This is a genomic window from Micromonospora sp. LOL_023, from assembly GCF_048060115.1.
GTDB lineage: Bacteria > Actinomycetota > Actinomycetes > Mycobacteriales > Micromonosporaceae > Micromonospora_E.
In genome coordinates this window covers 52296-71640 of record NZ_JBHMIM010000017.1, presented here as the reverse complement: position 1 = coordinate 71640, position 19345 = coordinate 52296, and the positions used below count along the sequence as shown (strand labels likewise).

Genomic DNA, 19345 nt, shown 5'->3' with positions numbered 1-19345 from the left:
CGGTACGCTCCGAGACAAGGGTCCAGCAAATTGTCACAAGTAGCTGTCGACGAATCGAACAACGATGTGGTGACGCCGGCTGGCGCGGAAGCTCCCGGGACGCTGGAAGCGGCGCTCGGCGAAGCGGAACGCGAGGTCGAGGCCGCACTCCGCAGTGCGACCACCACCGCGCGGGAGTTGAAAAGAGCGCTGGGTGCCGCGCGCACCGGCCAGGTCCGGGATCTTCGCAAGGCGCTGTCGGCCGCGCGTAGCGCCGCCGCCGGGCTCGCCGAGAACACCACTGCCGTCGCCGATGGCTTCCACTTCGATGAACACGAATACCTCACCTCGGGTGGCTACGTCAAAGAGCTGTTGGCGGAGGCGGAGGCGCGTGGTCTGGTCATTGTGGAAGACGACGACCAGTTGCTCTGCTACCCGTCGTTGCTGCGGGTCCTGCCGAGCGATACCGCGATCGAGATCGACAAGGTGCGGGACCGGCGGCTGCGGCCGTCTGTGCTCGTCTCCGTACTCGCCAGGGCACAGGAGCGGGGTCCCCGATTCAAGGCCGAGGCGTTCCTCGACAGTCTGCGCTCGGCGTACGAACTGTTGACCTCTGGCGCTGACAAGCGCGCCGACGCGGTGGTCCGGCTGGTCGATATCTGGTCGGTGCTGACGATGCTGCCCGGCCAGCGTGCCCAGTACTCCAAGCAGGAGTTCGCCCGGGACCTCTACCTGCTGGATCAGAGCGGCCTGACCCGGTCCGCGCGCAGCCCTCGGGTGCTGCGGTGGGCGGCGAGCACCGGCACCAAGGGCTCCGGAACACTGGTCACGGTCGCTCGTAGCGGTCAGCAGCAGCGGTACTGGGGAGTGTCGTTCGCCCCGGACCCGGCAGCGCAGGAGCAGCAGTGAGCAGCGGAGCGATCGACGTTGCGACGTATCTCGAATTCGTCGATCGGGAGTATCTGACCGGGTACGTCGGGCACGGCGGGGCGGCGATCAAACTGCTGTGCGTCGGCGACGACGAGGTGCGGGACCGGCTGGCCGCCGGGTTCGCCGCGTTGGGCCAGGGGTTCGACCGGGTGGCGGTGGACGCCGCGACCACCCGCGTACACCTGATCGACCAGGTGTTCACCGCGGTCGCCCGCCAGTTGGACTGGGCCGGACTGGCCTCGGCGGTGGTGCGCTCCGCGTTGGAGCGCGCGGCCTTCCCGGTGCCGGACGAGCACCCGGCGATCGACCTTGCCGCAGTCGCCCGACATCACCAGGTCGACGCCGCCGAGCTGTACCGCAGCGTCCGCCGGGCCCTCGAGCAGATCGTGCTGCGTGACACCGAGCTGAGTCACGAGTTCCGGGTGGCGATGCTGCGGCTGTGTCAGGAACGTCTGGGACGCGGTGACGTCAGCGCCACCGAGCGGGAGACCGTCATCGGCTGGCTGTGCGGCGAACGGCTGCCCGCTGCCGACCTGCGCCGAGTGGGGCTGCACGCCAAGGTGAACCGGTACAACGCCCGGCCGCTACTGCTGTCGCTGACTCGCTGGCTGCGCATCGCCGGGCGGTCCGGGTTGGTGCTGCACCTGGACCTCGACCGCCTCGCGGTGGTGCGTCGACCGCCGGTCGGCCTGCGCGACGGCTTCTACTACTCGAAGGCGGCGACGCTCGACGCGTACGAGTTGGTGCGTCAACTGATCGACGCGACCGACGAGCTCGAAGGTCTGTTCGTGGCGGTCCAACTGCCGCCGGCCCTGGTCAACGACGAGGCGCGTGGCCTGCCGGCGTACACCGCCCTGCAACTGCGGGTCGCCGACGAGGTCCGGGACCGGCAGCGGGCCAATCCGTACGCGGCGTTGGTGCGGATCGACGACCATCAGATGGAGGCAGCGTGACCAGTGGAATCCGCAGCATGGACCCGACTCTGGTGGCCCGCCGGGCGATCGAGGCGCTGCGGGCGGGCGTGCCCAGCCGCGACGCGGTGGCATCGCTGGGCAGCGGACAGACGGCGATCGAGGACCGCTTCCAGGCGATGTGCGGCAACGCTGCCGATGGTGGTGCCGGTGGCCTGCTGCTCGGGGGTGGGTTCGGGGCAGGTAAGAGCCATCTTCTGGAGCATCTGAACCGGCTTGCGCTCGAGGCGGGCTGGACGGTCAGCCGGGTGGTGATCAGCAAGGAGACGCCGCTACACGACCCGGCCAAGGTGTTCCGGGCCGCTGCGGAGTCTGCGGTGCGGGCCGGTCAGGTGCGGCCGGCGATCATCGAGGCGGCGGCCGCGCTGGATCTTGACGGCCGAGCCTTCGCCGAGCTGCTGCGGTGGACGACGTCGAGCGGTGCCGAGCTCAACGAACGGTTTCCCGCGACGCTGGCGCTGTTCGCGCAGGTCCGCGACCGTGACGCCGCCTACGCGGAAACGATCCTACGGTTCTGGTCAGGCGATCCGATCGCTGTTGCGGAGCTGCGGAAACGGCTGCGGGACATCGGCGAGCAGCGGGCTGTCCTTCCGCCGGTGGCCGCGCCGGAGCTGGCCCGTCAGCGGATGCGATTCGCCGCCCGGCTACTCGCCGCCGCCGGCTCGACCGGCTGGCTGGTGCTCTTCGACGAGGTCGAACTCATCGGGCGGTACTCGCTGCTGCAACGGGCGAAGTCCTACGCGGAGCTGGCCCGGTGGATGCGGGGCGAGCATGGTGGGCGCGGCGTGGCGCTCACCGCGGTGTTCGCGATGACCGACGATTTCGAGGCGGCGGTCGTCACCGGACGAAACGACCGGGTCGTGGTGCCGGCGAAGCTACAGGCCAAGGGCACCCCGGAAGCGACCGAGCTGGCCGCCGCAGCCGAGTTGGGAATGCGGATCATCGAACGGGAGACCCACCTGCTCGCCCCGCCGGACGACGTCGAACTCAAACAGGCGTACGACCGGCTGCGGGAGTTGCACGGACGGGCGTTCAACTGGCAGCCGCCGGACGTGACGGGCCTGGAGCGGCTGGGGGCCACCCGGATGAGGCAGTACGTGCGGGCCTGGATCAACGAGTGGGACATGGTCCGGCTCTACCCCGGGTACCGGCCACAGATCGAGGCGGTCGACGTGCCGAGCGACTACCGGGAGGACCCGGACCTGGAGCGTGAAGAAGGCGAGTGAACTGTCGGGCAGGGCAGGGTGCGTGGTTCGCCACTCGCCGGTGCCAGCGCTGCGCGTGGCGGCGGACCGCCCGTTACGGTAGGGATCATGAGTGACGGGGGCGAGGCCGGCGAGCTGCGCCGGCCACGGGTCGGCCACATCCAGTTCCTGAACTGCCTGCCCATCTACTGGGGGCTGATGCGCTCCGGCGCGCTGCTCGACGTCGACCTGCACAAGGACTCGCCGGAGCAGCTCGGTGCCGCGCTGGTCGCCGGTGATCTGGACATCGGCCCGATCTCGCTGGTCGAGTATCTGCGGCACGCCGACGATTTCCTGTTGTTGCCGGACATCGCGGTCGGCAGCGACGGGCCGGTGCTGTCGGTGAACGTCGTCGCCACCCGGCCACTAGCCGAGTTGTCGGGTCGTCCGGTGGCGCTCGGCTCCACCTCGCGGACCGGGGTGCTGCTGGCCCGGATGCTGCTCGCCGAGCGGTACGCCGCGACCCCGGAGTACTTCACCTGCCCGCCGGACGTCACCCAGATGCTGCTGGAGGCCGACGCCGCCGTGCTGATCGGCGACGTCGCGCTACGGGCCCGTCACGAGGCACCGGGCCGAGGGCTGACGGTCACCGACCTGGGGCAGGCCTGGCGGGACTGGACCGGGCTGCCGATGGTGTTCGCCGTCTGGGCGGTCCGGCGGGACTTCGCCGCCGCCCATCCGGGCCAGGTCAAGGAGGTCCATCAGGCGTTCCTGCGCTCCCGTGACCTCTGCCTCGCCGAGCTCGACGAGGTGGCGCAGTCGGCGGCCCGGTGGGAGCCGTTCGACGCGGCCACGCTGGCGTCGTACTTCCGGGCGTTGGACTTTTCCCTCGGTGACCGGCAGGTGGCGGGGTTGCGGGAATTCGCCGCCCGCGCGGCCCGTCTCGGCGAGGCCCCGGCCCTGCCGGCCGGCGGCCCGGAGTTCTTCCTGCCCTGAGCGCGCGGGCGGGCCGGATGGTTGCGCGCGCGGGCCGGCCGTCAGGCGCGGGCTGCGGCGTCGCGTAGCTGCTGGGCGACGCCCCGGCACATGTCGGCACCGTAGCTGTAGGGGTGGCTGGTCGGAAAGCGGGCCATCACGCCGAGGGTCCAGCCGTCGCCGATCGCGAGGCAGTTGACGTGCCACTGCTGCTCGTCGTCGCGGATCACCCAGCCGTTCTTGATGGCGATACCGGCGGTCTCGTCGTCGGGAAACGCCTGGACAACGCCGAAATCACCGGGGCTGCGGACGCTGCGCATCTGCTCCAGCAGCCAGTCGGTCCACCGGTCGCCGGCTGCCCGGCCATCGGCGACGCAGGCACCGAGCCGGGTGATGTCGCGTGGCGAGAGCCTCGTGAGGCTCCACCGGTTCTCGACGGAGCTGCTGTCGGTGAGCTCACAGATGTCGATCATCCGCTCGATGGCCGCCGATCGTCCGATCTCCTGCCAGAGGTCCTCGGCTGCCCAGTTGTCGCTGTCCCGGATCATGATTTCGAGCTGCTGCATCCGGTACTCGTTCGGGGTCCGTCCCGCTTCGTCGGCCCGACGCAGGTAGTCCGCGGCGATCCACGTCTTGATCAGTGAGGCGGTGGTGCTGGTCTCGTCGAGGTTGTCGGATCCGGTGATCTTCCCGGTGCGTTGGTCCAACATCGCCCACGACCACCAGCCGTCCATGTCGAGCTCCACCTCGGTCGGCGCGACAGCCAGCGGCGGCAGGGTCGGCGTCGGGTCGGCGGTCGGGCCGGTGCCGGGTCGCGCTGGTCCGACGAGTTGCGGTGCCGGGGCGATGACCTGCCGTCCGGCGGCCTGCTGGTCGGTCTCGGGCGCCAGCGGTGCGCCCGGAACGAAGCGCAACCCGGCGAGTGCCGCGGCGACCAACAGGAACGCACCGGACAGCAGCAGTGGTGACCGCCGGCGTGATCCGTGGTGCCGGGCGACCGCTCCCGGCTGACTGGTCGACGTCGGACGTTCCGGAGCCAGCGGCAGTGAGCCGGATCGTTCGCCGACGCGCTGATCGGGGATCGGCGAGGTGGCGCCGGTGCGGCCGTGCCGGGGGTGGCCGGTCGGTGGCGACGAGGGTTGGTCAGGCATGTCAGCTTTCGGCCGCGACGCCGGCCGGGGCGTCACCAGCGGGTAGTTTGATCGACGCACCGGCATGCGGGGTCACCAGTTGACTGGCCACGTCACGACACAGGCCGGCACCATGATCGAGGCCGTAGTCGCCGGGATAGCGGGTCATGACGGAGAGCACCCAGTCGTCGCTGACCGCGAGACAGTTGAGATGCCAGGACATGTCGGACCAGAGCATGGTCCAGCCGTTCTTCAGGCCGATGTCCTGATCGTCGCGCATGCTCTGCGGCAGCCCGTCGATGATGCCCCAGCGGCCGCCGCCGGACCGGAGCTGCTGATCCGACTCGGCGGTGGTCCCACGGACCTGGGTCATCTCGTTGAGCAGCCAGTCGGTCCACCTGGGACCGGCGGCGGTGCCGTTCTTGACGCATTCGCCCAGCAGCACGGCGTCGCGGGCGGACATCTGCGTGTAGCTCCACCAGATGCTGCGCTCGCCGGGTGGGATGACCGCCCGGGTCTGCTGCAGCCCGCACATCCTGATCATCCGGTCGAGGACGACGTCGCCGCCGGCCGCGTAGTACAGCCGGTTGGCGGCGTCGTCGTCGCTGTCCCGGATGGCCAGGCTGGCCTGCTGCTGCTCCGCGGCGCTGGGGCCCTGATCGCCCATTTCGCGTAGGTAGTCCCCGACGATCCAGATCTTGATCATCGACTCGGTGGAACTGGTCTCGGTGATGTTCTCCGAGCCGTCGATCTCACCGGTGGTCCGGTCCAGCAGCGCCCAGGAGAGAAAACCGTCGGTGGAGACCGACACGGGTGCGGCACGCAACGTCGCAGTGGCGGGGGGTGCGGGCGACTCGGCGGCCGTCGCCGCGGTCGTGGCGGGTGCGGCGGCCGACAGGCCGTCATTCGTCACCGTCTCGCCGACGAGGCGGGCGGAGGCGGTGGGGACCACCAGGACTCCAGCGACCACCAGGGCCGCCAGTACGACGGTCGGTGCCACGCGTGAAGTCATCGGGGCTGCTCCGGGGGGAGGAGTCGGCTCGCACCTGGTTGCCGGACGCAACCATTGGGCAGTTTACGGCGGCAACCCTGATCGACCAGGACGGCGAGCCTCAGAGTTCGCTGTGAGTCGGGACAAATTGAAGATATATGTCCGATTTGATTAAGAATAATGGCACAATAAGTGGATTGGAGTCACGTCTACGCGTGGCCAATGTCACCGAAGGTGCTGTCATCGTTGCGCCTGGGCATCTTGTGGGCAAGTTCTGTTACAGGACTTGGCTGCGGCTGGTGGTTCTTGTAACACTGGACGTGTGTACAGCGATGGCTCCCGGTCGACAAGCGGATCTCCACGCGAAATTCTCGACGAGGTCGAGGCCGCCGAAGCGGAGCTGCGCGCCTCGGCTGCCCGCAGCCGCGTGCCGCAGCCGCGGACGAGCGACGGGTCGGCCGGTCCGGGGGAGCCGCTCGACCCCGAGCGGGAGTTCACCGCGACGATCGAGGCGGACCAGCGGATCGAGCCCCGAGACTGGATGCCGGACGGCTACCGGCGCGGCCTGATCCGACAGATCGCCCAACACGCGCATTCAGAGATCATCGGGATGCAACCCGAGGGCAACTGGCTCACCCGGGCGCCCAGCCTGCACCGCAAGGCGATCCTGCTGGCGAAGGTCCAGGACGAGGCAGGTCACGGTCTCTACCTGTACGCGGCCGCGGAAACCCTCGGCGTCACCCGCGAAGAACTCGTCGACCTGCTGCTGAGCGGCCGGCAGAAGTACAGCTCGATCTTCAACTATCCAACCCTGACCTGGGCGGACGTCGGGGCCATCGGCTGGCTGGTCGACGGTGCCGCGATCATCAACCAGGTGCCGCTGTGCCGCTGCTCGTACGGCCCGTACGCCAGAGCGATGATCCGGGTCTGCAAGGAGGAGTCCTTTCACCAGCGGCAGGGCTACGAGATGCTGCACACCCTGGCGCACGGCACCCCGGCACAGCGGCAGATGGCCCAGGACGCCGTCGACCGCTGGTGGTACCCGTCGCTGGCGATGTTCGGTCCGCCCGACGCCGACTCCACCCACTCGGCCCAGTCCATGCGGTGGAAGATCAAGCGGTTCTCCAACGACGAACTGCGGCAACGCTTCGTCGACATGTGCGTCCAGCAGATCGGTGCGCTCGGGCTGGCCCTGCCGGACCCGGCGCTGCGCTGGAACGAACAGCGTCAGGCGTACGACTTCACCGAACCCGACTACGCGGAGCTGCACCAGGTCATCCGCGGGAACGGTCCGTGCAACCGGCAGCGACTGGCCCACCGCCGGGCCGCGCACGCCGACGGCACCTGGGTCCGGCAGGCGGCCCGGGCGTACGCGGCGAAACAGGCAGCGAGAACAGCAGCAGCAGCGGTGGGGGCAGGTGCCGGGTGAGCGACGAACCGACTCCGCCGACCCCGCTGTGGGAGGTCTTCGTCCGGTCCCGGCGCGGGCTGTCCCACACCCATGTCGGCAGCCTGCACGCCTCCGACGCGACCCTCGCCCTGCGGCACGCCCGTGACCTCTACACCCGCCGGCAGGAAGGGGTCTCCATCTGGGTGGTGCCGGCAGAGTCGATCACCGCCTCCAGCCCGGACGAGAAGGAGGCCTTCTTCGATCCGGCCGCCGACAAGATCTACCGGCATCCGACCTTCTACCCGGTGCCCGACGGGGTGCGTCACCTGTGACCACGACCACCCCCGCCGACCAGCTGCTCTGCTGGGCAGACGACGCGTTGGTCGCCGCCCAACGGTTGACCTACTGGTGCGCCCGCGCCCCCGAGCTCGAAGAGGACGTCGCGCTCGCCAACATCGCGCTTGATCAACTCGGCGTCGCCCGGCTGCTGCTGACCTACGCCGCCGAACAGCTCCCACCGGGTGCGGTGCCAGCCGCACCGCCCGCCGATGCGGTGACCGAGGACACCCTGGCGTACCTGCGCGCCGACCGGGAGTTCCGCAACTGCCTGCTCGTCGAGCTGCCCGACGACGATTTCGCGGCCACCATCGGCAAACTGCTGTTCCTCTCCGCGCACCAGTTGTTGCTCTACGCCGTGCTGCGCGACGGGCCGGACCAGCGGCTCGCCGCGATCGCCGGCAAGGCCCGCAAGGAGTCCGCCTACCACTTCGACCACGCCCGGCTCTGGACGCTGCGGCTCGGCGACGGCACCGACGAGTCGCACCGACGGATGCAGCACGCGGTCGACGAGCTGTGGCCGTACACCCATGAACTGGTCGGCCCACTGCCCGGCGGCGGACCGGCCGGCCGGCGCGACGACTGGCTCGCCGCTGTCACGCCGGTCCTCGCCGAAGCGACCCTGCGGCCACCTGCGGCCGACGACGACCGCTGGCGGCCCGGCGGCGGCCGGTCCGGCCAGCACACCGAGCACCTGTCCTACCTGCTCGCCGAGATGCAGGTGGTGCACCGGGCCCACCCGGGAGCGCGGTGGTGAGCCGCCGGGCGGTCGCGGCCCGGACGGCCGTCGCGGCCGTCGTCGACCCGGAGATCCGGGTGCTCACCATCGACGACCTCGGGGTGCTGCGCGGTGTCGACGTTGACGAGTCCAGCGGAGCGGTGCGGGTCACCGTCACCCCCACCTACACCGGTTGCCCGGCGATGGAGCTGATTCGAAGCGAGATCCGGGCAGCGCTGGCCCGCGCCGGTTTCACCGAGGTGACGGTCAGCACCGAGCTGGCACCGGCCTGGAGCACCGACTGGATCTCGCCGGCCGGCCGGGCCAAGCTCACCGCCGCCGGCATCGCCCCACCGGCACCGGCCGCCGACGGTCCGGTGCCGGTCCAGTTGACCGTGCGCTGCCCGGCGTGCGGCTCGCCGCGCACCGAACAGCTCAGCCGGTTCGGCGCCACCGCCTGCAAGGCGCTGTGGCGGTGCCAGGACTGTGTCGAACCCTTCGAGCAGATGAAGGCCCTGTGATGATCGTCGACGACGAGGTGATCCGGTGGCGGTGACGATCAGCCGGCCGGCGCGGCGGCGTCCGGTCTTCCACCAGCTGCCGGTCGACGACGTCGACCCGCTCACCGACGACGCGGTCGCGGTCACCTTCGCGGTGCCACCACACCTGCGCGAGGCGTACCGGTTCCAGGCCGGGCAGCATCTGACCGTACGGCTGATCGACCCGGCCGGCGGCCCGCAGGTGCGCCGCTCGTACTCGATCTGCTCGACCCCGGCGGAGCTGGCCGATCATGGACGGTTGCGGATCGGCGTGCGGCACGTCGTGGGCGGCGTCTTCTCCGGGTACGCGGTGCGCCGGCTGAGCGCCGGGTCCACCGTCGACGTGATGCCCCCGCTCGGGCACTTCACCACCGCCTTCGCGCCGGACCGGTTCCGGCACTACGGGGCGTTGGCGGCCGGTTCGGGCGTCACCCCCGTGTTGTCCCTGCTCGCCACCGGGCTGGCCACCGAACCCGGCAGCCGGTTCACCCTGATCCTCGGCAACCGGTCGGCGCACACCGTGATGTTCGCCGACGAGATCGCCGACCTGAAGGACCGCCATCCGACCCGGCTGCAGGTGGTGCACGTGCTATCCCGCGAGGTCCAGGAGGCGGAGCTGCTCACCGGGCGGATCGACGCCGCCCGCTTCGGCCAGCTGCTGGAAACCGTGGTGCCGGGCGACCGGGTCGACGAGTGGTTCCTCTGCGGTCCGTACGGGCTGGTGACGGCGGCCCAGCAGGTGCTTGCCGAGCGTGGCCTCGCGCCGGACGCGGTGCACACCGAGCTGTTCCACGCCGGCGACGCACCCACTGCCGCCGGGTCGACCGGCAGCGAGCCGGCCGCCGGTGTGTCGACTGAGGCCACCGGCGCCGAGGTGACCGTACTGCTCGATGGGCGGGCCTCCACGGTGCGGGCGCTGCCGGGGGAGCGGGTACTCGACGCGGCGCTGCGGGTCCGGGCCGAGTTGCCGTACGCCTGCAAGGGCGGGGTCTGCTCCACCTGCCGGGCGAAGGTGGTCGACGGCGCGGTCACGATGGCCAGCAACTACGCCCTGGAGCCCGACGAGCTGGCCGACGGGTACGTGCTGACCTGCCAGTCCAGCCCGACCACCGACCGGCTCACCGTCGACTACGACGCCTGACGGAGCGGCTCGGTCCGCACCTCACCGGTCCAGGTCCTGCAGCAGCCGTCGGGCCTGGGCGTGTGAGGTGACCCGGACGAACTGCAACCGACTCCATCGGGGGTCGACCATCGCGGCCTGGTAACGGCGGCGGTAGTAGGGGTGTTTCTGCCAGGCCCAGACGATGATCGAGTTTTCCGGGTTGCGGCTGAACAGGTTGGACCAGCGTTCCCGGTTGCCGTTCCACAGCTTCACCCGGTACGCAATCCGGTGCAGGGTGCGCCAGATGATCTGGCGCATCACCCGGTGGCGCGGCAGGTCGTACCAGATCACCGTGTCGGCGTGCTGCCAGATCGTCTCCTGCACCGCCGCGTAGTTGCCGTCGGTCACCCAGCCGTCGCCGGCGATGGCGTCCGCGACCGAGGCCTGGAAATCGTCGGCCGACGCCGGCTGCCAGCCGGGCTGCTGGAACAGCCCGTCCAACTCGACGTGTGGCACGCCGAGCCGGCCCGCCAGCTCGGCGGCCATGGTGGACTTGCCGGACCCTGGCCCGCCGACCACCGATACCCGTCGCACGAGTGTGCAGGCTAGCGCGGCGCAGCGATCTCGGCATCCGGTTTGACCGACTGCTCGGCGGTGGCGGTCCGCTGACCGGGGATCGGTGTCGGGCGCAGGGCCACCTCGACGGTCTTGCGGGTGCCCCAGCCGGTCTTCCAGCAGGTGGCCACGCCGAACCAGCGGGTCGCGCGCAGGACCAACATCGCCCAGGCCACCGCGACCGGGGCGAGCGCCCAGGTGCCCCACTGGTACGCCGTCGACTGGTCCGAGCGGCGGATCGTCAGGTACCGCAGACACTGCGCGTATCCGATGACGATCGGGACGCTCACCAGCCAGGGCAGCGCGGCGAGCGACGGTTCCTGGATCGGGATCACGATCGCCACCGTCACGAACAGGGTGGTGGACAGCAGCGTCGTCGCCCATCGGATCAGGTGCAGCCAGTAGGCCCACGAACGCAGTGGGAGGTACCGCATCCGCCACAGCGACCGGATGAACGAGCCACGCATCCAGCGGACGAACATCCGGAGGAAGTGGCTGGTCCTCTCCGGCATCAGCGCGAAGGCGAACGCGGACGGCTGTTGGACGGTCCGGCCGTCCAGCATGGCGAACAGGGTCAGCATCGAGTCGTCGCTGAACGGCACCCGCCGCCCGGCGAACGTCTCGTTCAGGTAGCTGTCCAGGTTGTCGCGGAGGATCTGGCCGCGGTAGACCGCGATCGGGCCGGAGTTGACCCAGACCGCGCCGAGGACGGACAGGGCGGATCGGTCGGTCAGCTGCCCGGCGACGAACCACAGGTCGGTGAAGCGGGTGAGGAACGACGACCGGACGTTGGCCGCCATCACGATTCCCGCCACCGACCGCACCGTCGGGTCAGCCAGCGGCTTGAGTAGTTCACCGAGGGCGTGCGGGTCGCTGATCGTGTCCGAGTCGACCGTCCAGTACACGTCCGCATCGAATGCCTGGGCGATACCTGCGGCCTGCGCGTGCCGTTTGCCCGCGTTGTCCTGGCGCAGCCACACCGGTCGGATGCCGGCACGCGCGGCGGCCTGCTCGAACCAGGCCCGGATCTCGGCGTAGGCGGCCTCGCCGGTGGTCGATCCGTCGTCGACGACGACGATCGTCCGAGGCCGGCGGTGCTGTCCGATCATCGACTCCAGACAGGCGCGCAGCGCCGCCGGGTCCTCGTTGTACGCCGGGACGAGGGCCGCCACGTCGAGTGCGTCGAGGGCCTGTTGCCGGGCGCGGCCGACCAGGTACGGCTGGTTGAGGTAGGCGAATCCCAGTTGCCACACCAGTAGGCCGTACATGAGGACGTAGACCGCGGTGAAGCGGTGCCCGGTGCCGTGGCTGAGCAGGCCGACGGCGGCCAGCGCGTGGTGGGCGGCCCACACCGCCACCGCCGCCAGCAGGGCAGCGGCGGCGGCGTAGGTGCGCCCCGGGACGAGGGTCGCGGTCACCGATCTGAGGCGGGGCGACCCGGGCGGAAGGACAGACGGACGAGTAGCGCGCCGATGACGATCATCATGGCGGCGGCGGTGACCAGGGCGGCCGGCAGTGAGAGGCTCAGCTGCCCGATACCGCCGATTCCGCCGATGGTGATGGCGGCCTGTGTGCCGGTTCGTGGCAGGGAAGCGGCTGACATGAAATTGTCTCCTTGAACGATCGAGTGGGGGATTTGGGCAGCGTGAGTCGTGGCATGCGCCGATATTCGGCGATGCGTATCGAACGACTTTAGGTGCTTCGTCGAACCTGTGACAGTTCCGTGGGTATCGGCGGGCGAGCCGATCCGGGAGTCGCGGCCCAGCGTAGTTGCGGTGTGCCGGCAACGCCAGAGGTAGCCACGGCAAAGCGCAAAATATGTCGTACGTGAATGACACTACGATTTACTGCTGCTCTTTCTCGGCTTGGTCCTCCGTCAGTTGAATGCTTGCCGAATCACGATGGATCAGGCCCTGCGTGGCCAGGGCGGCGGCGGCCGCCGCCAGCGGCAGGGCGGGGAGCGCGTAGCGCGGTTCGTACATGCCGATCGCCACGGTGAACACGGCCAGGCCGGGGCCGGCCAGCACCAGCAGCACGGTGTCGAGTCGGATCCAGCCCGCGACCCGGCGGCCGGCGACCAGCGCCGCGATGGTCAGCAGTACGGCCAGCGAGAGCACGACCGGGATGCCGCGGGTCCAGGTGCCGTACCGGTGCAGGGCCCGGGTCAGCCCGGTGGCCGGCGGGGCGACCTGCGGATCGTTCACCTCCGGCCGGTAGCCGGTGGAGGCCTGGGCGGGTGGGCAGTTGTCCTGCACCGGAATCCGTACCGAGCGGAACCGCTCCGGCGGCACCAGTCGCTCCCGCAGGCATTCGTTCATCGGCCCGAGGTAGCGGCCGGGTACGAAGTGGGCGGCGCTCTCCCTGGCGACGATCGCCAGGTAGTCGCCGGGCTGCTGGACGATGACCTTCCTGGAGAAGCTGGTCAGCAACTGGACGCCCTCCGGCGTGTAGACCCAGTCCTCGAGGCGGTCCGGCCGGCGCCAGAAGAACGCGTCGGCGCGGTCCCAGCGTTCCCCGAGCGCCTGGTCGGGGCAGGCGATCCGCTCCTCGTCGGTCAGTTCGAGCCGATCGCAGTCGGCGATCATCGCGGCCCGGCCGTACAGCGCGGTGCCGCTCTGCGCCCCGTAGACGCTCTCCCGGTCGCCGACCCAGACCAGCACCATGGCGTACGGCACGGCGAAGGCCACCAGGTAGCCGACCACCGGCCGCCAACCCACCCGGCGCACGACCAGGTAGAGGGCCAGCAGCAGGACGACCGGCAGGGCGGTCGGCTTGGTCACCCAGGCGGCGGCGATCAGGGCACCGGAGACGATCGCGGCCACCAGGCCTGGTCGGGGCGACCAGAGCAGCGCTCCGACGGCGGTGGCGAACAACACCATGAACAGCAGATCGGGCAACAGGTAGTGACCGACGGTGAGGACCAGCGAGTCGAAGATCAGTGGTACGACGGCCACGGTGGCCAGCCAGCGGACGACGCCCCGGTGCATCAGCAGGGCGTACAGGCCTACGGCGAGCAGCAGGCTGAGCAGATGCTGGGCGATCGCGACGGCGGTGAGAGTGCCGGTCGGCGCGAGCGCGGCCAGCAGCAGCACGTAGCCGAGCGGCCGGTTCGGGTGGGGCTGCAACGGCTGCTCGAGCATCATCAGGTAGGCGCCGCTGTCGCCGTGGAACCAGAAGGCCGGCTGGTACGCCAGCAGGTAGGCGACCCGCAGCGCGATCCCGGCGGCGAGCATGATCACCACGGGTAGGTGTCGGCGGAGCAGCGACATCCGGTGGCTCCGCTCCTCCCCCAACGTGGCAGTACGCTTCATGCGTGACTACCAGCCGGGAGATCGACCGCATCCTGCAGCGAGGCGCCGACGGTGGGCGGATCACCGCCGAGGAGGCGCTGCTGATCTACACCGACGCGCCGTTGCACGCCCTCGGCGAGGCCGCGGACGCGGTGCGGCGGCGCCGGTACCCGGACAACATCGTGACGTACCTGATCGACCGCAACATCAATTACACCAATGTCTGCGTCACCGCGTGCCGGTTCTGCGCTTTCTACCGCGCACCGAAACACGCCGAGGGCTGGTCACATCCGATCGAGGAGATCCTGCGTCGCTGCGGTGAGGCGGCCGACCTGGGGGCGACCCAGGTCATGCTGCAGGGTGGGCATCACCCTGATTTCGGGGTGGAGTACTACGAGCAACTGTTCGGCGCGGTGAAAGCCAGTTACCCGCAGTTGGTGATCCACTCGATTGGCCCGAGCGAGATCCTGCACATGGCCAAAGTATCTGGTGTCTCCCTCGACGAGGCGATTGTCCGGATCAAGTCGGCCGGGTTGGATTCGATCGCCGGCGCCGGCGCCGAGATGCTGCCGGAGCGCCCTCGACGGGCGATCGCCCCGCTCAAGGAGTCCGGGGCGCGCTGGCTGGAGGTCATGGAGCTGGCACACCGGCACGGCATCGAGTCGACCGCGACGATGATGATGGGCACCGGCGAGACGAACGCCGAACGCATCGAGCATCTCCGGATGATTCGGGATGTCCAGGACCGGACCGGCGGTTTCCGGGCGTTCATCCCGTGGACCTACCAGCCGGAGAACAACCACCTGAAGGGGCGTACCCAGGCGACGGCCCTGGAGTACCTGCGGATGATCGCGGTCTCCCGGCTCTTCTTCGACCAGGTGGCGCATCTGCAGGCGTCCTGGCTCACGACCGGCAAGGACGTGGGGCAGCTGGCGCTGCACATGGGCGTCGACGACCTCGGGTCGATCATGCTCGAGGAGAACGTCATCTCCTCGGCCGGGGCCCGGCACCGGTCGAACCTGCACGAGCTGATCTGGATGATCCGTTCGGCCGGCCGGATCCCGACCCAGCGCGACACCCGGTACCGCCACCTCGCCGTACATCACACTCCAGCGGACGATCCGACCGACGAACGGGTGGTCTCGCACTTCTCGTCGATCGCGCTGCCCGGTGGTGGGGCGCGTCGTGAACTGCCGTTGGTCGACGCCAGCTGACCGCTGACAGCCGGCGACTGAGCAGCTGCGGTTCATCCGTTCGGTGTGGTCCAGCTGGCGACCCGGCCACCCGGTCGCGACGGTAGGTCGGCGGCCCATCGGCCGGTCGTGGCGGGTACCACCGTCGATGCGGCCGAGGGTGCGCGAACCTTAGGTCAGGGAGCCATAACGTGTTGATCACGAGGCGCGCGAAGCTGCGGGCTGGCCGCTAACGTCCTCGTCAACAACGTTCCGGCAGCCACCCGCGCCGCGACACCGACCTGTCGGTCGTCGCCGGTCACGTCCCCCAGGGCGGGCCGCCGGAGGGTGTACTCCAGCGGCCCGGGCGGGCCGTCTACATAACGCACGGCAGTTCGGGCGGGGTGGTTCACCACCCCGCCCGAAATGTTTCTGCGCCGCCCGGCGGCATCGCTTCCTGGCCAGTTCCCAGTCAGGTTCGGCCCGTCGGGCAGGTGGGACCGACTTCGGCGGCTCCGCTCAATACGCTGTGCCGTCATGCGGACGAAAATGTCGATGCTCGGTCGGATCGCGGCCATGCTGCTCACCACTGCCGCGACGACGATGTTCGGCGCCGTACCCGCAGCCGCCGCCGACGGCACCGACCTGGGGGTGGCGATCAGCGGCAACGTGGTCAATTCCTACGGGTCCAAGGCGACAGTGATCACCGTGACCAACCACGGGCCCGGCGCCGCCAGCGGGATCATCCTCGATCTCAGCGAGACCAGGGTCGACAGTGAGGCGATCGACCCCGGCACCGTGCACTTCTGCGACTCGCTGCCCGGCACCGAGCCGCAGGTGAATCCGCCATCCCCGGACCCGGACCCGGAGCACCCCAACCGGGGCTACGACATCCCGGTGGCGGGCAAATGTGCTCTGGCGGACCTGCCGGCCGGTCGGTCCATCCGGCTGGAGACAGAAGTCACGGTGTGGCACCCGATGGGCATTCCGATCGGTACAATTCGGGCGAGGATCAGCCACGACGGCACCGACCCGGTGGCCGGAAACGACGCGGCGCAGGCCTCGTTGATCACCGTCGGGCACGCCACCGACCTGTACGTGCGCGCGTGGGACGTGCCGTACCGGCCGGAGGGCGAGACCGGGGCGGTGGTGCCGGGCGAGGCCACCGTCCTGCACTACGAGGTCGGCAATCCGGGTACGGCAGCGGTGACCGGGATCACCCTCACCGTGCGCCTGCCCGACCAGGTCGAATTCACCGAGTCACTGGCGGGATGTCAGTACGACATCGACCGCACCGAGACCACCTGCGCGTACCCAGATCTTCAGTTGGTCCCGAAGTCGGCGCAGACCGCGACCGCGCCCTCGGCGGTGATCTTCACCCATGAGATTCGGGTCCTGCCGAGTGCTCCGGCTCCGGCGGTGCTCGCCGACGGATCGGTGGCGCTGTCGCTGACCGGTGCCACCGATGACGTGGCAGCGCTGGCCGAACCGGCGGCGTCGGCGTCCGTGCTGCCGGCGGGGGCGGTGGCCGCCGTCGCCTCGGACATCGACCCCAGTGACAACCGGGACTCGTTCGCCGTCACCACCGGACCTGCCGGCGGCGACGGGGCGGGTCTTCCGGTGACCGGGCCGGACAGCCGGACGATCGCCGGACTCGGTCTGGTCGCGTTGCTGTTCGGCGCATTGTTGACGATGCTGGCACGGCGGGGTCGCCCCCTGTCCCGGGCCAGGGCCGGCGAGCTGACCGGCTAGGGACCCGCGCCCCGCGTCCGGGCCGGTAGCTGGCAGAGTGGTCGGGCGTGACGAACACTCCGCCTCCGGTGCGAGCTAGCCTGGACAAGCAGCCGGCCGAGGTCGCCGCGATGTTCGACGGCGTCGCCGGCCGCTACGACCTGACCAACACCGTCATCTCCTTCGGGCAGGACCGGTACTGGCGTCGGGCGACCCGTTCGGCGCTGCGGCTGCGGGCCGGCGACCGGGTACTCGACGTCGGAGCCGGCACCGGGGTGTCGACGGCCGAGCTCGGCCGCCACGGGGTGTGGGCGGTCGGCTCGGACATCTCCCTCGGCATGCTGCGGGCCGGCCGACGGGTGCGTCCCGACGTCGCGCTGCTCGCCGGCGACGCGTTGGCGCTGCCGTTCCCCGACGGGACCTTCGACGCGGTGACGATCTCGTTCGCGCTGCGCAACGTGGTGGACACCGGTGGGGCGTTGGCCGAGCTCGCCCGGGTGACCCGGCCCGGTGGCCGGCTGGTCGTCTGCGAGTTCAGCCGGCCGACCAACCCGGCCTTCCGCACGGTCTACCTGTCGTACCTGATGCGGTCGGTGCCGACGGTGGCCCGTGCGGTGGCCAGCAACCCGGACGCCTACGTCTACCTGGCCGAGTCGATCAGGCAGTGGCCGGACCAGTCGGCGTTGGCCGGCCGGATCGTGGCCAACGGCTGGCGTTCGGCACAGTGGCGCAACCTCACCGGCGGCATCGTGGCGCTGCACCGGGCGGTTCGGGGGTAGTGCGACACGGTGCGGCGTGGTGTCCGTCGATGGGTGGTTTGGTGCTCCCGGTCACCGGCCGGGGTCGCTACCTCGCAGGGTTAGGGTCACCTAACCGATTGCTGCCCTGTCAACGGTTCTAGACTCACCCCGAGCAACGCTTGTGAAGCATTTCACGAGCGGCCGGGAGATGAACGGGAGGTGGCTGTGAGTGACACCGAGGCCGACGTGATCGTCGTCGGTGCCGGCCCAGGAGGCTCCGCGGCCGCCTACCACCTCGCCCGGCACGGAGCACGGGTGCTCCTGCTGGAGAAGACCACCTTCCCTCGGGAAAAGGTCTGTGGCGACGGGCTCACCCCGCGCGCCGTGAAACAGTTGATCAAGCTTGGCGTCGACACCTCCCCCGAGGCCGGCTGGCTGCACAACCGAGGCCTGCGGGTCATCGGCGGTGGTTTGCGGTTGGAGCTCGACTGGCCCGATCTGGCCAGCTTCCCCAACTACGGCCTGGTCCGGACCCGGCTCGACTTCGACGACCTGCTGGCCAACAGGGCCGTCGAGGCCGGTGCCGTGCTGCACACCAACACCAACGTGGTGGCACCCGATCTGGATACGACCGGACGTGCGGTGGGAGTCAGCGCCGAGGTCGGCCCCGACAAGGAGCCGGTCACCTTCCGCGCGCCGCTGGTCATCGCCGCCGACGGGGTCTCCGGGCGGCTCCCACTCGCCATGGGCCTGGCCAAGCGCGAGGACCGGCCGCTCGGCGTCGCGGTCCGCCGCTACTACCGCTCTGCGGTCCGGCACCAGGACGACTACCTGGAGTCCTGGCTGGAGCTGCGCAGCCGGGAAGGCGGCGACAAGCTGCTGCCGGGCTACGGCTGGATCTTCGGAATGGGTGATGGTCGGGTCAACGTCGGGCTCGGCATCCTCAACTCCTCGGCAGCCTTCGGCAAGACCAACTACCGGCGGATGCTCACCGACTGGCTGGGTAGCACCCCGCCCGACTGGGGACTGGCCGACGAGGCCAACGCCGACGGCCCGATCCTCGGTGCCGCGTTGCCGATGGGTTTCAACCGGGTTCCGCACTACACCCGGGGGGTCATGCTGGTCGGTGACTCCGGCGGCATGGTCAACCCCTTCAACGGCGAAGGCATCGCGTACGCGATGGAGTCCGGCGAGCTGGCCGCGGAGGTGGCGGTCCAGGCACTGGCCCGACCCGCCGGTGCGGACCGGGAACGCGCGCTCGCGCAGTACGCGGCCGAGTTGAAGATCCGTTTTGGCGGCTACTACCGGCTCGGCAACATCTTCGTGAAGATGATCGGCAACCCCCAGATCATGCGAATCGCCACCAGACACGGCATGCCGCATCCGACACTGATGCGGTTCGTCCTGAAACTGCTGGCGAACCTGACCGACCCGCGCGACGGGGACGCGATGGACCGGATGATCAACGCGATGACCAAGGCGGCTCCCGCCGCGTGAGCACACCACCAGCACCACCCCGGGCCGGCAAGCCCGCTGCACCAGCCACCGGGAC

At 70.0% G+C, this 19345-nt stretch carries 19 protein-coding genes; 13 read left to right on the top strand and 6 right to left on the bottom strand.

Features of this window, described 5'->3' with window-relative positions:
* The first annotated feature begins 30 nt into the window (after positions 1–30).
* The 4 genes from ACFHVL_RS11865 to ACFHVL_RS11850 all read left to right on the top strand — a co-directional run bounded on the left by ACFHVL_RS11865 (position 31) and on the right by ACFHVL_RS11850 (position 4060).
* Positions 31–888: a hypothetical protein gene (locus ACFHVL_RS11865; protein ID WP_416627681.1), complete on the top strand. Its 858-nt coding sequence runs from the start codon at positions 31–33 to the stop codon at positions 886–888.
* Positions 885–1862, top strand: a complete 978-nt coding sequence (locus ACFHVL_RS11860; protein ID WP_416627680.1) for a BREX system ATP-binding domain-containing protein — start codon at positions 885–887, stop codon at positions 1860–1862. The genes ACFHVL_RS11865 and ACFHVL_RS11860 overlap by 4 nt, the downstream gene beginning before the upstream one ends.
* Positions 1859–3106, top strand: a complete 1248-nt coding sequence (locus ACFHVL_RS11855; protein WP_416627679.1) for a BREX system ATP-binding domain-containing protein — start codon at positions 1859–1861, stop codon at positions 3104–3106. The genes ACFHVL_RS11860 and ACFHVL_RS11855 overlap by 4 nt, the downstream gene beginning before the upstream one ends.
* Positions 3107–3193: 87 nt before the next feature.
* Positions 3194–4060: a menaquinone biosynthetic enzyme MqnA/MqnD family protein gene (locus tag ACFHVL_RS11850; protein ID WP_416627678.1), complete on the top strand. Its 867-nt coding sequence runs from the start codon at positions 3194–3196 to the stop codon at positions 4058–4060.
* 41 nt (positions 4061–4101) lie between these two features.
* Here the strand turns inward: ACFHVL_RS11850 and ACFHVL_RS11845 are convergent, their stop codons facing one another.
* Together ACFHVL_RS11845 and ACFHVL_RS11840 are read right to left on the bottom strand one after the other, a co-directional pair.
* Entirely contained in the window at positions 4102–5190 is a 1089-nt protein-coding gene (locus ACFHVL_RS11845; RefSeq protein ID WP_416627677.1) for a hypothetical protein, read from the bottom strand.
* 1 nt (position 5191) lies between these two features.
* Complete coding sequence (locus ACFHVL_RS11840; RefSeq protein WP_416627722.1) at positions 5192–6169, bottom strand: hypothetical protein; 978 nt, start codon at positions 6167–6169, stop codon at positions 5192–5194.
* Between the two features lie 313 nt (positions 6170–6482).
* On the opposite strand from ACFHVL_RS11840, the gene paaA reads away from it, so the two are divergent.
* Genes paaA through paaE form a run of 5 tightly spaced genes read left to right on the top strand, consistent with a single transcriptional unit; the run spans position 6483 to position 10284 of the window.
* Positions 6483–7589, top strand: a complete 1107-nt coding sequence (gene paaA, locus ACFHVL_RS11835) for a 1,2-phenylacetyl-CoA epoxidase subunit PaaA (protein ID WP_416627676.1) — start codon at positions 6483–6485, stop codon at positions 7587–7589.
* Entirely contained in the window at positions 7586–7882 is a 297-nt protein-coding gene (gene paaB, locus ACFHVL_RS11830) for a 1,2-phenylacetyl-CoA epoxidase subunit PaaB (RefSeq protein WP_416627675.1), read from the top strand. Before paaA ends, paaB begins: the two co-directional genes overlap by 4 nt.
* Entirely contained in the window at positions 7879–8643 is a 765-nt protein-coding gene (paaC, locus tag ACFHVL_RS11825) for a 1,2-phenylacetyl-CoA epoxidase subunit PaaC (protein ID WP_416627674.1), read from the top strand. The genes paaB and paaC overlap by 4 nt, the downstream gene beginning before the upstream one ends.
* The gene (gene paaD / locus ACFHVL_RS11820; RefSeq protein ID WP_416627673.1) at positions 8640–9125 is read left to right on the top strand and encodes a 1,2-phenylacetyl-CoA epoxidase subunit PaaD; all 486 of its coding nucleotides are present in this window, start codon (positions 8640–8642) and stop codon (positions 9123–9125) included. Before paaC ends, paaD begins: the two co-directional genes overlap by 4 nt.
* A gap of 25 nt (positions 9126–9150) precedes the next feature.
* Positions 9151–10284, top strand: a complete 1134-nt coding sequence (gene paaE, locus ACFHVL_RS11815) for a 1,2-phenylacetyl-CoA epoxidase subunit PaaE (protein WP_416627672.1) — start codon at positions 9151–9153, stop codon at positions 10282–10284.
* 21 nt (positions 10285–10305) lie between these two features.
* On the opposite strand, the gene ACFHVL_RS11810 is transcribed toward paaE, so the two are convergent.
* The 4 genes from ACFHVL_RS11810 to ACFHVL_RS11795 all read right to left on the bottom strand — a co-directional run bounded on the left by ACFHVL_RS11810 (position 10306) and on the right by ACFHVL_RS11795 (position 14171).
* Positions 10306–10839: an adenylate kinase gene (locus ACFHVL_RS11810; RefSeq protein ID WP_416627671.1), complete on the bottom strand. Its 534-nt coding sequence runs from the start codon at positions 10837–10839 to the stop codon at positions 10306–10308.
* A gap of 11 nt (positions 10840–10850) precedes the next feature.
* Positions 10851–12278: a glycosyltransferase gene (locus ACFHVL_RS11805; RefSeq protein WP_416627670.1), complete on the bottom strand. Its 1428-nt coding sequence runs from the start codon at positions 12276–12278 to the stop codon at positions 10851–10853.
* Complete coding sequence (locus ACFHVL_RS11800) at positions 12275–12463, bottom strand: hypothetical protein (RefSeq protein ID WP_416627669.1); 189 nt, start codon at positions 12461–12463, stop codon at positions 12275–12277. Before ACFHVL_RS11800 ends, ACFHVL_RS11805 begins: the two co-directional genes overlap by 4 nt.
* A 241-nt stretch (positions 12464–12704) precedes the next feature.
* Positions 12705–14171, bottom strand: coding sequence for a hypothetical protein (locus ACFHVL_RS11795; protein ID WP_416627668.1), 1467 nt, complete (start codon positions 14169–14171; stop codon positions 12705–12707).
* A gap of 2 nt (positions 14172–14173) precedes the next feature.
* Here ACFHVL_RS11795 and mqnC point away from each other — a divergent pair, with 2 nt between their 5' ends.
* From mqnC to ACFHVL_RS11775, 4 genes are all read left to right on the top strand, one after another.
* The gene (gene mqnC, locus ACFHVL_RS11790) at positions 14174–15364 is read left to right on the top strand and encodes a cyclic dehypoxanthinyl futalosine synthase (protein ID WP_416627667.1); all 1191 of its coding nucleotides are present in this window, start codon (positions 14174–14176) and stop codon (positions 15362–15364) included.
* A gap of 495 nt (positions 15365–15859) precedes the next feature.
* A complete protein-coding gene (locus tag ACFHVL_RS11785; protein WP_416627666.1) occupies positions 15860–17074 on the top strand; it encodes a hypothetical protein in 1215 nt (404 codons plus the stop codon).
* 47 nt (positions 17075–17121) lie between these two features.
* Positions 17122–17832, top strand: a complete 711-nt coding sequence (locus ACFHVL_RS11780) for a demethylmenaquinone methyltransferase (protein ID WP_416627665.1) — start codon at positions 17122–17124, stop codon at positions 17830–17832.
* Positions 17833–18018: 186 nt separating this feature from the next.
* A complete protein-coding gene (locus tag ACFHVL_RS11775; RefSeq protein ID WP_416627664.1) occupies positions 18019–19290 on the top strand; it encodes a geranylgeranyl reductase family protein in 1272 nt (423 codons plus the stop codon).
* The last annotated feature ends 55 nt before the right edge of the window (positions 19291–19345 follow it).